This is a genomic window from Actinomycetospora callitridis, assembly GCF_028737265.1.
In the GTDB taxonomy this organism is placed as follows: domain Bacteria; phylum Actinomycetota; class Actinomycetes; order Mycobacteriales; family Pseudonocardiaceae; genus Actinomycetospora; species Actinomycetospora callitridis.
The window spans coordinates 476,556-489,919 of the sequence record NZ_JAQZAK010000004.1; the positions used below are offsets into that span (position 1 = coordinate 476,556).

The window sequence follows — 13,364 nt, forward strand, 5'->3', positions numbered from 1 at the left end:
ACGATGACCGCCGGGACGACGGTCGGTGAGCGCACCGAGCACCCCGTCGAGGGAGACCTGCGCCCCGAGGGCCCGCCCCGGGCGCCGGTCGTCGGCCGCGGGATCCGGCTGCTGCTCGCCGTCGGGGTCGCGCTGCTCGTGGGCGCGGGGCTGCTCGTCCGGCTGGGCCTGGTGGGCGGGGACGCCATCGGTGCCGCGGACAACGGCGACGCCATCCGCCTGTACTGCGTCGCCGATCTCGTGCCCGACACCTCCGACCGCGCCGCCCCCGGCCACGGGGTCGCCGTCACCGAGTACCGCACCGGCGGCCCCGGCTGCCCCCGCGAGGCACCCACCACCTCCGCCGGGCTCGTGCTGCAGGCCACCGTCGCGGTCACCACCGCCCTCGACGCCACGCCCCCGGCCCCGGACGGGTCCGACCGCTTCTCGCTGGAGTGGCTGGCCGCGGTCTACGCGGGCCTCCTCGCCGCCGGCGCGGGCATCGCCACCTTCGCCGCCACGTCCGCCCCTTCATTGGCCGGTCGGCGCGCCGGACGGGTCGCCCCGGTCCTGCTCGCGGTGGTCGTGCCACCCCTGCTCCCGCTGCTCGCCGTCCCGTGGTGGTCCCGCTTCCTGGTCTCCTCCTTCAGCGAGTCCGCCGGCCTGCTCGGCGCCGCCTGGATGGCGTGGGGTCTGCTGACGGTCGCCGCCACCCGTCCGACCGACCGGGGCGCGCGGGCGGCGGCCCTCGGCCTGATCGCCCTGGGCGGCGTCGTCGCCGCCACGGGCAAGCCGGGGTTCCTGCCCGTCGGGCTCGTGGCGGTCGGGGTCTGCGCGGTCGTCACGGTCGGCGTCCGGCGGTGGTGGCGCCGGGCGCCGGGGCTCGCCGTCGCCCTGCTCGCCGTCGCCGTCGCCGTGCCGGCGGTGCTCTCCGGGGTCGCGGCCCAGGACGCGGCCTACGACAAGGTCAACGCCCACAACCTCGCGTTCACCGCCGTGCTCCCCGAGTCGGGGCCGGCGGCGACGGGCGCGCTCGGCCTGCGCCCCGAGGCGTTCGGGCAGGCCGGCCAGCACTTCTACCTCGACGGCGGGCGCAGCGTGCCGGGCTGGGCGGAGACGGTGGGCGCGCGGCCCGACGAGCTGCGCTCCGCGGCGCGTCTCTGGGTGGCGCAGCACCCGCTCGTCCTGGCCCGGATGGTGCACCGGGGACTCGTCGCCACCCTGCGGCCCCACATCCCCTACCTCGCGAGCGAGACGGGCGGGCCGCGCACCGTCAGCGGCGAGATCCCCCGGCCCTCCTACCCCGAGGGCTCGCAGCTGATGGGCCCGACGTTCGTGTACTTCGACGGGCTGCCGGGACGCTGGGTGCCGCCGACGGTCGTCGTCCTGGCCCTCCTGGCCGCGGCGCTGGCGCTGATCGCCTCCCGCGTCCCGCGCCTGGCGGCCGCGACGACCCCCACGGCCCGGGGGCTCGCGCTCACCGCGGGCGCGCTCGCCGTCACCGCGCTCGGGATCGTGCTCGTCGCGGTGCTCGGCGACGGGTACTGCGAGCTCGCCAAGCACGTGTGGCTCGGCTCGTACCTGCTCGTCGTCACGGCCGCGACGCTGGTGGCGAGCGGTGTGGCCGCCGGCGCCGGGAGGCTCCACGCCCGAGGGGATCGCGGAGACCGGACAGACGATCGGGCAGACCCGACCGCGCGGCCGGTTCCCGATGACGCCGCCGGGTGGTAACCACTCCGGTGTGACCATCGCCGCTCTGTACCGCTACCCCGTCAAGTCGATGCTCGGAGAGTCCCTGTCGCGCGCCACGTTCGACGAGCGGGGGGTGCTGGGCGACCGCGCCTACGCCGTCCTCGACGTCGAGACCGGCATCGTCGCCAGCGCCAAGGTCCCGAAGCGCTGGGCGAAGCTGCTCGAGTTCTCGGCGTCGTTCGCCGGCGAGCCCGTGGCCGGGGAAGCGGCACCGCCCGTGGTCATCACGTTCCCCGACGGGTCCACGCGCCGCAGCGACGACGCCGACATCGACCAGGCGCTCTCCGACGTGCTCGGCCGCGAGGTCAAGCTGATCACCACGCCGCCGGACGGTGTGGCGTTCGAGGAGCTCTGGGTGGACATCGACGGCCTCGAGCGCGCCGAGCTGGGTCCGGAGCACATCATCGAGGCGACCACCAAGCGCCAGGAGGACACCGGGGAGGCGATCAGCCACTTCGACGTCGCCGCCTTCGCCCCGCCCGGCCGCTTCTACGACCTCGCGGCGCTGCACGTCGTCACCGAGTCGACCCTCGCGCGGCTGCGGGAGCTGGCGCCGGAGAGCGAGTTCGACGTGCGCCGCTACCGGCCGAACGTCGTCCTCGCCGACACCCCGCCCGGCTTCGTCGAGAACGACTGGCCCGGGCAGGAGATGACCCTCGGCGACGACGTGCGGGTGGCGTACACCTTCCAGACCATGCGCTGCGTCATGACCACGATGGCCCAGGGCGATCTCCCCGAGGACCGCAACACCCTGCGCACGGTCGCGAAGAACAACCGCATCCAGATCGACAAGCCCGAGGTCGCCGGGAAGTGGGCGTGCGCCGGCGTCTACGCCGACGTCGCCGCGGGTGGCGAGGTCGCCGTCGGCGACGCCCACGCCTGACCGTCCGCGCCGTCGAGGAGGACACCCCCGTGGATCCCCGTTCGAGCACGGTCGACGGGGTGCTGGCGCGCAGCGCGCGCCGCACCCCCGACCGTGTCGCCCTGCACTTCGCCGACCGGACGTGGACCTACCGGGAGCTCGACGACGCCGTCACCCGCGCCGCGGGCTACCTCGGCGAGATGGGAGTGTCCGCCGGCGACCGCGTCGCCGCCTACGGGCGCAACTCCGACGCCTACCTGCTCGCCTTCCTGGGGTGCGCCCGGCTCGGCGCGGTCCACGTGCCGATCAACTACGCGCTCACGGGCGAGGAGCTCGGTTACCTGGTCGAGCAGTCGGGCAGCCGCCTGCTGCTCATCGACCCGGCGCTGGCCGGGCCCGTCGACGCGCTGGACAGTCAGCCGAAGCAGGTGGTCCCGCTGCGCGACGCGGCGGGCTCCCTGCTGGAGCGCGCCCGCACCGGCGAGCTCCCGGAGCTGACCAGCACCGTCGCCGACACCGACCTCGTCCAGCTGCTCTACACGTCGGGCACCACGTCGCGGCCCAAGGGCGCGATGATGACCCACCGCGCGCTGGTGCACGAGTACGTCTCGTGCGTGCACGCGATGGGGATGGGCGACGGGGACGACCCGCTGCACCCGATGCCGCTGTACCACTCGGCGGGCATGCACTGCTTCCTCATGCCCTACCTGATGGTCGGCGCGGTCAACCACCTCATGGAGGCGCCCGACATCCCGGAGATCCTGCGCCGGGTCGAGGACGACCGGCTGGGCGCGCTCTTCCTCGCCCCGACGGTGTGGGTGCCGCTGGCGAACCACGCGGACTTCGGCACGCGGGACCTCTCGAGCCTGCGCAAGGCGTTCTACGGCGCGTCGATCATGCCCGGCCCGGTGCTCGCCCGGCTGCGTGAGCACCTGCCGGGGCTCGCGGTCTACAACTGCTTCGGGCAGTCGGAGATCGGCCCGCTCGCCACCGTGCTGCAGCCCGAGGAGCACGACGAGCGCCCGGAGTCGTGCGGGCGCCCGGTGCTGTTCGTCGAGCTCCGGGTGATCGACGACCGGGGCGACGACGTCGAGCCCGGCGGCACCGGCGAGGTCGTGTACCGCTCGCCCCAGCTCTGCGAGGGCTACTGGGACAAGCCCGAGGAGACCGCCGAGGCGTTCCGCGACGGCTGGTTCCACTCGGGCGACCTCGTGCGGATCGACGAGCAGGGGTACATCACCGTCGTCGACCGCATCAAGGACGTGATCAACACCGGCGGCGTGCTGGTCGCGTCCCGCGAGGTCGAGGACGCGCTCTACACCCACGAGGCCGTCGCCGAGGCCGCGGTGATCGGGGTGCCCGACGAGCGCTGGATCGAGGCGGTGGCGGCGTTCGTGGTGCTCAAGGGCGAGGTGTCGACCGACGAGCTGATCGCGCACGCCCGCGGGCGGCTCGCGGGCTACAAGACGCCGAAGAGCATCCACGTCGTGGACGAGCTGCCCCGCAACCAGTCGGGGAAGCTGCTCAAGCGGGTCCTGCGCGACCAGGTGCCGTCCTGAGCGGCCCGCGGGTGGCCGGCCCGCCGGCGTCGTCCGAGCGGCACGGGAACTGGTTCACCCGCGGCGGCTGGTGGTTCATCGTCCACCTGCTCGGCGCCGGGCTCCTGCTCCCGGTGCCGTTGGCCTCCGCCGCCGTCCGCACCCGGCGGCCGTGGCACGTGGTCGCCGCGGTCGCGTCGCTCGTGCTCGTGGTCGCGACCTTCGTGTTCGTCGGCGCGGCGGACCGCGGTCCCGACGGCTCCACGACCGGCCTGTTCGCGACCCTCTCCTCGATGAGCATCCTGACGCTGTTCGTCGGCGGGCTGGCCGCGCTGATCGTGGTGCGGCACCAGGTGTTCGGTCCCCGGGCCCGGCCCACCGGCTGGGACCGCCCGCTGCCGGACCCGGCCGTCGCCGCCGCGCTCGCGGCGCGCGGTCGTCGCGACGAGGCCCGCCGTCTCGCCGCGCAGGACCCCCTGCTGGCCCACGAGCTGCGCGTCGGGCGCCCGGACCTGCCGCGCTCCTACGACGACGGTGGGCTCGTCGACCTCAACGCCGCGCCGGCCCAGGCCATCGCCCGGACCTGCGGGATCGCGCCGGAGCACGCCGAGCGCATCGTCGCGTGCCGCTCCGCGGCGGGCCGGTTCGCCACCGTCGAGGACGTGTTCGCCTGGGCGGACCTGCCCTACGACATCTGGGACTACGTCCGCGACCGAGCCGTGGTGCTCGCGCGCTGAGCGCGTGTGGGACGGTGCGGCCCAGCCGGACCGGACCGAGGAGTGGGCGATGCAGGACGCGGTGACCGAGCACATCCGGGCGTCGCCGGAGACGGTGTGGGAGCTGGTCTCGGACGTCACGCAGACGCACCGCTACAGCGAGGAGACCTTCGAGGCCGAGTGGCTCGACGGCGCGACCGGGCCGGCGGTCGGCACACGCTTCCGCGGGCACGTGCACCGCAACGGCCGGGGCCCGACCTACTGGTCGACCTGCCGCATCACCGCGTGCAAGCCGGGCCGCGAGTTCGGGTTCGAGGTGCTGGTCGGCGGACGCCCGATCAACAACTGGCACTACCGGTTCCAGCCCGAGGACGACGGCACCGACGTCACCGAGTCGTTCCGCCTCACCCCGAGCATCGGGACGCGGCTCTACTGGACGCTGGCCGGCTGGGCCCGCGGGCGGACCAACCGGGCGAACATGCGGGCGACGCTGCAGAAGATCAAGGCGATCGCCGAGTCCGGCGGCTGATCAGCCTCCCCGTATCTCCCGAACCCCCCGCGCGTTCTCCCTGTGGACGACCGATCGGGGGGATCGTGGGCCGTAGCACGCGGGCTGCAGGGCGTTGGGTGGGTGCGGGGCTGGTGGCTCCGCTCGCGGCGGTGCTGGTGGCGACGGGGGTGCCGGCGGTGCCGGCGATGGCCGCCCCGTCGATCGGCATGGCGCCACCGCCGGCCCAGACCGAAGACGTCGAGCCCGCCCGGCTCCCGTCCGCGGCCGCGACGCCGGCGCAGGTGGAGGACGAGCAGCTCACCACGCCGAGCCCCTCCCCCGACTCGGGCGGCGCACGGCAGGCCACGAGCCCCGACCCGCTCAAGCTCGTCGCGGTGACCTGGACCGGGGCGACACCGCAGGTCATCGAGCTGCGCAGCCGGCTCGCCACCGGCCTGTTCGGGCCGTGGACCCGGGTCGACCCGGTCGACACCGAGCGCGACGGGCGGCGCGCCGCCTCGACCGGCACCGAACCGGTCTGGGTGGCCGACAGCAAGGAGGTGCAGGTCCGGGCGAGCACCGACGGGCAGCCGGTGACCCAGCGGGTGGCGCTCACCTCGATCGACCCCGGGACCGGCAGCAACGACGCCCGGATCGCCGCGGCGGCCGTCACCCCCGGCGGGGCGACGGGCAGCCCGAGCAGCCCGGCCGTGGTGACCCGCGCGCAGTGGGGCGCCGACGAGCGCCTGATGACGTGGACACCGGAGTACACCCCCACCGTGCGGGCGGTGACCATCCACCACACGGCGGGCACCAACGCCTACTCGGCCGCCGAGTCCGCGGCCATCGTCCGGGGGATCTACACCTACCACGCCCGCACCCAGGGCTGGGGCGACATCGGCTACAACGTCCTCGTCGACCGGTACGGGACGGTGTTCGAGGGGCGGGCCGGGGGCCTGGCTCGCTCGGTGATCGCCGCGCACGCCGGCGGGTTCAACCGCGAGACCTTCGGCATCGGGATGATGGGCGACTTCACCTCGGTCGCCCCGCCGGCCGCCACCGTCGAGGCGACCGCGCAGCTCGCGGCCTACAAGCTGGGCGGGCTCTACCGCGACCCGAACGCCACGGTCACGCTGACCAGCGGCGGAGGCGGCACGTCGCGCTACCCGAAGGGCCGCGCGGTGACGCTGCCGACCGTGTTCGCGCACCGCGACGTGGGCGCCACCGAGTGCCCGGGCAACACCGGCATCCGCTCCATGCCCACCATCCGCTCGCGCACCGCGGCGCTGGTCGGCAACCTCGCGACCTACCCGATCCGGCAGAAGTGGCTGGCGCAGCGCAGCGTGCTCGCCGAGCCGTCGGTGGTCGAGAGCCCGACGTCGAGGTCGGCGCGCGTGACCCGGTTCTCCGGGAGCAACGGCGCGGTCTACTGGTCGAGCGCCACGGGGGCCTGGTCGGTGCAGGGCGTCATCAACTCCCGGTACGACGCCCTCGGGGCCGCGGGCTCGGTGCTCGGCCTGCCGCGGACCGACGAGAAGGCCACCCCGGACGGGCGCGGGCGCTACAACCAGTTCCAGTCCGGCGTCGTCTACTGGACCTCGGCGACGGGGGCCTGGCCCGTGCGGGGCCCGATCCTCACGCGCTGGGCCCAGCTGGGCTCCGAGCGGTCGAGCCTGGGCTACCCGAAGGGCGACCAGTTCGCGGTCACCGGCGGGGTGCGCCAGAACTTCGAGCGCGGCTACCTGCGACTCAACACGAGCTCCGGGGCCGTGACGACGAACGCGTGAGCTACTCGGGGTGCCCGATCGCGGTCGACGCGGGGACCACGACGTACTGGCGCAGGCAGAGGTCGGTGAAGACCACGGGGCCGCGGGGGCCGGGGACGTGGTCGACGTTGATGCCGGTCTCCGGGACGCGGCGCAGCTTGACGCCGTCGAGCAGCCGGGTGGTGGCGTTCCAGAAGGCGCCGGTGCCGGCGTAGGTGTCGAGGAACTCCCGCGCCGAGGCCTCGTCGGAGGTCACGATCGTCGCGGCGAGCCCCGACGTCTCGCGGTTGGCCGTGGTGGCCGCGTCGGCCGGGCCGTCCACGGGCGCCAGGGTCACCGTCGCCTCGTTCCCGTCGTCGAGCGCCCACTCGTGGCCGAGCGCGTGCTCGTGCGGGGGCATCGACGCGCGCAGACCGTGTCCCTCGAGGAGCGCGACCAGGTCCGGGACCAGCTCGTCCCACCGGTGCCGGTCGACGAGCAGGAGGTTCAGGCGGTTGCAGACGCCGAGCCGGTCGATCGACGAGGTCACGAGCGTGTGCGCGAGCTCGAGGGGCGCGGCACGGTCGACGTAGAGCACGCCGCCGCCGTCGGCGTGGGCGAGCGTGCGCACCCCGTGCTGGGCCGCCTCGAGACCGAGCGAGCGCGTCGTGTCGCCGGAGCCGCGCAGGATGACCAGCGGGATCAGGCCCGGGCGGCGCACCAGCTCGACGGCGCACTCGCGGCGCGGGTCGGTGACGAGCACGACGGAGTCGGGGTCCAGGCCCGCGCCGGCGAGTGCGGGGGCGACGACGGCCTCCATCAGCGCGGTGGCCGAGGCGAGCGCCGCGCCGCCGGTGCGCAGGACCCCCGCGTTGCGCGACTTCAGCAGCTGGGAGGCGACGTCGACGACGACGTTGGGACGCGCCTCGAAGTTCGCCCCGATCACGCCGACGGGCCGACGACGCTCGATCAGGCGCAGCCCGTCCGGGCGCTCCTCGAGGACGGTGTCGACCTCCGGCGTCGGGATGTCGGCGAGCTCGACCAGCGACCGGGCCATGCCCTCGAGGCGCGCGCGGTCGAGGCGCAGGCGGTCGACGAGCGCGGAGGTGGTCCCCGCGCTCTCGGCGGCCTCGACGTCCGCGGCGTTGGCCTCGAGCACGGTGTCGGCGGCCTCGACGAGCAGGGTCGCCATGCCGCGCAGCGCGGTCGCGACCTCGTGGTCGGTCGCCGCCGCCATCCGCGGGGCGGCCGCCGCAGCGCGGCGGCCGCAGTCGGTGACGATCTCGGTGGGCGTGCGCTGCGTGGTCGGGGTGGTCGCGGTCGGGCTCGTCACGCCCGCCATTGTGCCCACCCCGTCCGGTCCAGGAGGCCCGGGCTCTCGAGCAGGGAATCGTGACCGTTCCGTGACCTCGCTGGGGGCCTGGGAGCCCCCGTTCTCGGCCGTCGCTGTCGGGGGTCGGCCCTAACGTCGTCCCCGTGAGCATCGACCAGGACGTCCGGTCCGGCCTCGCGGCCGAGCTGGATGCGCTCGCGCCGGGCGCGGAGCTGGTCGACGCCCTGGAGCGGCTGTCGCCGGCGGCGCTGACCGGTGAGGACCTGGCGTCCTACGTCCGGGCGTGCGCGCGGGCCCAGAGCCAGGCCGCGGCGGGCTTCCTGGAGGCCATCCACCACCTGGGCCGCGCGCAGGCCGGCCGCACCGATCGGCGCCCGGAGCTCGACGAGTTCTCCGGCGACGAGATCTCCGCGATCCTGGGCTGGTCGCGCACGATGTCGGGCCGCAAGCTCGACCTGGCCGACGATCTGTTCGGTCGGTTGCCCGAGGTCGGCGACGCGCTCCGGAGCGGGTGGCTGGACGAGCCCAAGGCGCAGCGGTTCTGCGAGTGGACGCGCGACCTCGCCGACGATCACGCCCGTCTCGTCTGCTCCGAGCTCCTGCCCGAGGCTCCCGAGCTGCCGGTGGGCGAGCTCATCCGCCGCATCGAGGAGACCGCGGCCGCGCTCGATCCGGAGTGGGCGAAGCGACGCCAGAAGCGCGCCGAGAAGAACGCCCGGGTGATCCTGTCGCCCAACCCGTCGGGCACGGCCACCCTGTCGATCTGCGACGTCAACGCCGTCGACGGCCTGTCCATGCGCGACCGGGTCGACGCCCTCGCCGCCGCGGTGCGGGGGCTGGGGGTGCTGATCCCGGTCGGTGCCCTGCGCGCTGCAGTCGCCGCGCGTCTGCTCGACGGCTCCGTGGCGGGCCTCGACGACCGGCACGTGGCCCTCACGCTGGCCGCGGAGTACCGGGACCCGCCGCCCGCCGGGTCGGACGACCCGAGGCAGGACGACCCGAGGCCGGACGACTCGGGGCCGGACGACTCGGGGCCCGACGACGGACCGGGCTCGCGGGACGACTACGGCCCCGACGACCACGGCTCCGACGACCACAGCTCCGACGACGGCACGGGCACGCCGGACGACCACAGTCCCGATGATCGCGGCCCCGACGCCGCGGGGGCTACCGCCGGCGAGACGCCGATGCAGGGTGTCCTCGACCTCCGGGACCTTCCCGAGCACGACCTTCCGCCGATGCTCGACGGCCCCGAGCCCGGCCCGGGACGCGTGCGCAGCGGGACCTCGGGGCTCCGCCTGCGGCTCTCGACGGCCCTCGGGCTCGACCAGCTCCCGGGCACGGTCCCCGGCTACGGCACCGTGCTCGCCGGCGACGCCCGCGCCATGCTCCTCCGGCATCGCCATGGCGAGTGGCGGGTGGTGCTCACCGACGACGACGGGCGCCTCCAGCACGTTCTGCTCGCCCGCCGACGACCCCGCCCCCGCGGCCCGTGCCCACCACGGGCCCCCGGGGACGAGCCGTGCACCGCCATCGTCGAGCTCCAGGTCCCGACGACGCTGCTGGCCGCCCTCGATCCTCACGAGCACGGGGCCTGGGCTCCGCTGCTCGCCGAGCTCCAGCAGCGGCTCCCCGAGGTCACCTCGCGCCTCGGCCGCCCGCCACGGGAACAGACCGGCGATCCCGCACGGCGACGCCCGCGCGCCGAGGTCGACCGCTGGGTCCGGGTCCGCGACCGGCACTGCGTCGCGCCCGGCTGCCGGCGCCCCGCCCACAAGGCCGACCTCGACCACACCGTCGACCACGCCCTGGGCGGCCCGACCTCGCCCTGGAACCTCGGCGTCTGGGACCGCCACCACCACCGCGCGAAGCACCACGGCGGGTGGCGGGTCCGGCAACCGACCCCGGGCCGCTTCGAGATCCGCACCCGCGCCGGCGTCCACCACACGACCCTGCCCAAGAGGATCCTCGAGCCGCTCCCCCGGCCCCGACCGTCCACGCGGCCCCGGCCCCTGCCCGACGAGGGCTGGAGCGAGGACGATCCCGGCTGGCGGCAGCGGTTCGTCCGCAGGACGGGCTTGGGCGCCATCAACCACGGACCCGCGATCCCGCCGCCGGTGCACGCCGCCGACGACCCGCCGCCCTTCTGACGCGGCGCGGCCGCCCGACCGCTGCGGGGACGCGTCAGCTCGGGGGGCTGGTGGCGGCGGGGTCGGCGGCGGCGGGCTCGCAGGTGGGGTCGGCCGCCGAAGGAGCGGTGCCCGCGGGGTCGGTAGGCGCGGGAGTGGTAGCCGCGGGACCGGTGCCCACGAGCGTCGCACCGACCGGGACAAGATCGTCCGCGTGCACCACCTCGCGCCGGTGCTCCGGCGCCAGGTCCTCGCTGGACCGTCCGGAGATCTCCGGGAGCTCCTCGGCGTCGAAGGCGACGACCCCGCGGGCGACGACGTCCCCCCGCGGGTCGACGAGGTCGACGACGTCGCCGGCCTCGAAGTCGCCGTCCGAACCCACGATCCCGGCCGCGAGCAGGGATCGCCGGCGCCCGACCACGGCCTTCACCGCGCCGGCGTCGAGGTGGAGCCGCCCGCGCGTACCGGCCATGTGCCGCAGCCAGAAGCGGCGGGCCGACAGCCGCGGGCCGTGGGGCGCGAACACCGTCCCGACCTCGGCGCCGTCGAGCGCGGCCGGGGCGTCGGCGGCCGCGGCCACCAGGACGGGCACGCCGGCGCCGCTGGCGAGGTCCGCCGCGGCGAGCTTGGAGGCCATCCCGCCGGTGCCCAGCGAGGACGTCTTGCCGACGCGCACGCCGGCGAGGTCGGCGCCGCCCGTGACCTCCCGGACCAGCGTGGCCCCGGGGTCGCGCGGGTCGGCGTCGTAGACCCCGGCGACGTCGCTGAGCAGCACCAACGCGTCGGCCGAGATCACGTGGGCCACGAGCGCAGCCAGCCGGTCGTTGTCCCCGAACCGGATCTCGTCGGTGGCCACGGTGTCGTTCTCGTTGACCACCGGGACGACACCGAGCCCGAGCAGGCGCTCGAACGTCCGCTGGGCGTTGCGGTAGGGCTGGCGCCGCACGACGTCGTGGGACGTGAGCAGGACCTGCCCCACGGTGCGGCCGTGGCGGGCGAAGGCCTCGGCGTAGGCCCGGGTGAGGTGCAGCTGGCCGACGCCCGCGGCGGCCTGCTGCGTCGCGAGGTCCCGGGGCCGGCGCGGGAGTCCGAGCGGACGCAGGCCCGCCGCGATCGCCCCGGACGACACGAGCACCACCTGGGTGCCGGCCGCCCGGGCGGCGACGGCGTCGACGAGCGCGTCGAGGCGCCCCACGTCGAGCCCGCCGTCGACCGACGTGAGCGACGTCGACCCGATCTTCACCACCAGCCGCCGCGCCCCGGCGACGGCCTCGCGGGCAGTCATCGATCGTCGCCGCGGAGTTCGGCGGGCACGTCCTCGTAGTCCTCGTGCCACGGCGCGATGCCGAGCTCGTCGTCGTCGCGGTGACGGCGGCGCTCGTCGCGGGCCGCGCGACGCTCGGCCGCGGACGCCCGGTCCACGTTGTCGATGCCCTCGAGGCGGGGGTCGGTGCCGCGGTTGCCGCGCATCGCCGCCACGCCGGCCGGCGTCGAGGGCTCCCAGTCGAAGGTGTTGATGCCGATCGTCACCATGTCGCCGGGCACCGCCCCGGCCTCGGCGAGGGCCTCCTCGACCCCGAGACGGGCGAGCCGGTCGGCGAGGTAGCCGACGGCCTCGTCGTTGGTGAAGTCGGTCTGCCGCACCCAGCGCTCGGGCTTCTCGCCCCGGACGAGGAACCCCTCCTCGGGGTCGCGGCCGACCGTGAAGCCGGTGTCGTCGACGGCCGTCGGACGCAGGACGACACGCGGGGCGGTCGAGGGAGCGGCGGTGGCGCGCGCCTCGTCGACGGCCGCGGCCATCTTGTAGGCCAGCTCCTGCAGGCCGGCGTGGCTCGCGGTGGAGATCTCCACGACCGGCCAGCCGAACTCGGCCACCTCCGCGCGCACCATTTCCGCGAGATCGGCGGCGTCCGGCACGTCGATCTTGTTCAGGGCGACGATCCGGGGGCGCGCGGCGAGGTCGGTGCCCAGCGCCGGGGTGTAGGCGGCGAGCTCGGCCTCGAGCGCGCGGATGTCGGACACCGGGTCGCGGTCGGGCTCGAACGTGGCGCAGTCCACGACGTGCACGAGCACCGAGCAGCGCTCGATGTGGCGCAGGAAGTCCAGCCCGAGGCCCTTGCCCTCGCTGGCGCCGGGGATGAGGCCCGGGACGTCGGCGACCGTGTAGGTGCTGCCGCCCGCCGAGACCACCCCGAGGTTGGGCGCCAGCGTGGTGAACGGGTAGTCGGCGATCTTGGGCTTGGCCGCGCTGATGGCGCTGACCAGCGAGGACTTGCCCGCGCTCGGGTAGCCGACCAGCCCGACGTCGGCCATCGAACGCAGCTCGAGCACGAGGTCGCGCGACTCCCCCGGCTCGCCGAGCAGCGCGAAGCCCGGGGCCTTGCGCGACGGCCCGGCCAGCGCGGCGTTGCCGAGCCCCCCGCGGCCGCCGCGGACCGCGACGAGCCGGGTGCCGATGCCGGTGAGGTCGCCGACGACCTCGCCGTCGGTGTCGAGCACGACCGTCCCCTCGGGCACCGCGAGCTCGATGTCCTCGGCGTTGGCGCCGTGGCGGAAGCTCCCCATGCCCGGCTTCCCGTTGCCGGCCACCGCGTGGGGCCGGTGGTGGAAGTCGAGCAGCGTGTGGACGCCGGGATCGACCACCAGCACGACGTCCCCGCCGCGCCCGCCGTTGCCGCCGTCCGGCCCACCGAGGGGCACGAACTTCTCCCGGCGGATCGACGCGCACCCGTGGCCGCCGCTCCCCGCCGTGACGTGCAGCGTCACGTGGTCGACGAACCGGGCCATCGGGTGTGCGGTGTCCTTCCGGATGCAGGGGTG

10 protein-coding genes are annotated in these 13,364 nt (G+C 75.4%); 7 read left to right on the top strand and 3 right to left on the bottom strand.

What is annotated here, in order from left to right; translation table 11 throughout:
* Positions 1-3 precede the first annotated feature (3 nt).
* The 6 genes from wsfD to PH191_RS16865 all read left to right on the top strand — a co-directional run bounded on the left by wsfD (position 4) and on the right by PH191_RS16865 (position 7,124).
* Positions 4-1,710, top strand: coding sequence for a glycan biosynthesis hexose transferase WsfD (gene wsfD / locus PH191_RS16840; protein ID WP_274195764.1), 1,707 nt, complete (start codon positions 4-6; stop codon positions 1,708-1,710).
* Between the two features lie 10 nt (positions 1,711-1,720).
* Positions 1,721-2,614: an MOSC domain-containing protein gene (locus PH191_RS16845; RefSeq protein ID WP_274195765.1), complete on the top strand. Its 894-nt coding sequence runs from the start codon at positions 1,721-1,723 to the stop codon at positions 2,612-2,614.
* 29 nt (positions 2,615-2,643) lie between these two features.
* Complete coding sequence (locus tag PH191_RS16850; protein ID WP_274195766.1) at positions 2,644-4,152, top strand: acyl-CoA synthetase; 1,509 nt, start codon at positions 2,644-2,646, stop codon at positions 4,150-4,152.
* Between the two features lie 11 nt (positions 4,153-4,163).
* Positions 4,164-4,868 (top strand): helix-hairpin-helix domain-containing protein, encoded by a 705-nt coding sequence (locus tag PH191_RS16855; RefSeq protein ID WP_274195767.1) that lies wholly within the window; start codon positions 4,164-4,166, stop codon positions 4,866-4,868.
* A 49-nt stretch (positions 4,869-4,917) separates the two neighbouring features.
* Positions 4,918-5,376, top strand: a complete 459-nt coding sequence (locus PH191_RS16860; protein WP_274195768.1) for an SRPBCC family protein — start codon at positions 4,918-4,920, stop codon at positions 5,374-5,376.
* 113 nt (positions 5,377-5,489) lie between these two features.
* On the top strand, positions 5,490-7,124 hold the full coding sequence (locus PH191_RS16865) for an N-acetylmuramoyl-L-alanine amidase (protein WP_274195769.1): 1,635 nt from the start codon (positions 5,490-5,492) through the stop codon (positions 7,122-7,124).
* A 1-nt stretch (position 7,125) separates the two neighbouring features.
* Here PH191_RS16865 and PH191_RS16870 read toward each other — a convergent pair whose 3' ends face one another.
* Entirely contained in the window at positions 7,126-8,415 is a 1,290-nt protein-coding gene (locus PH191_RS16870) for an aldehyde dehydrogenase family protein (RefSeq protein ID WP_274195770.1), read from the bottom strand.
* A 143-nt stretch (positions 8,416-8,558) separates the two neighbouring features.
* Here PH191_RS16870 and PH191_RS16875 point away from each other — a divergent pair, with 143 nt between their 5' ends.
* The gene (locus tag PH191_RS16875) at positions 8,559-10,565 is read left to right on the top strand and encodes an HNH endonuclease signature motif containing protein (RefSeq protein WP_274195771.1); all 2,007 of its coding nucleotides are present in this window, start codon (positions 8,559-8,561) and stop codon (positions 10,563-10,565) included.
* Between the two features lie 34 nt (positions 10,566-10,599).
* On the opposite strand, the gene proB is transcribed toward PH191_RS16875, so the two are convergent.
* Both proB and obgE read right to left on the bottom strand, forming a co-directional pair.
* On the bottom strand, positions 10,600-11,829 hold the full coding sequence (gene proB, locus PH191_RS16880) for a glutamate 5-kinase (RefSeq protein ID WP_274195772.1): 1,230 nt from the start codon (positions 11,827-11,829) through the stop codon (positions 10,600-10,602).
* Positions 11,826-13,331 carry a GTPase ObgE gene (gene obgE, locus PH191_RS16885; protein ID WP_274195773.1) on the bottom strand — a complete coding sequence of 502 codons (1,506 nt, stop codon included), beginning with the start codon at positions 13,329-13,331 and terminating at the stop codon, positions 11,826-11,828. The genes proB and obgE overlap by 4 nt, the downstream gene beginning before the upstream one ends.
* Positions 13,332-13,364 lie beyond the last annotated feature (33 nt).

Coding starts and splice junctions, on each gene's coding strand:
- proB (WP_274195772.1), bottom strand. CDS start 11,829: ATGACTGCCCGCGAGGCCGTCGCCGGGGCGCGGCGGCTGGTGGTGAAG.
- PH191_RS16860 (WP_274195768.1), top strand. CDS start 4,918: ATGCAGGACGCGGTGACCGAGCACATCCGGGCGTCGCCGGAGACGGTG.
- obgE (WP_274195773.1), bottom strand. CDS start 13,331: ATGGCCCGGTTCGTCGACCACGTGACGCTGCACGTCACGGCGGGGAGC.
- wsfD (WP_274195764.1), top strand. CDS start 4: ATGACCGCCGGGACGACGGTCGGTGAGCGCACCGAGCACCCCGTCGAG.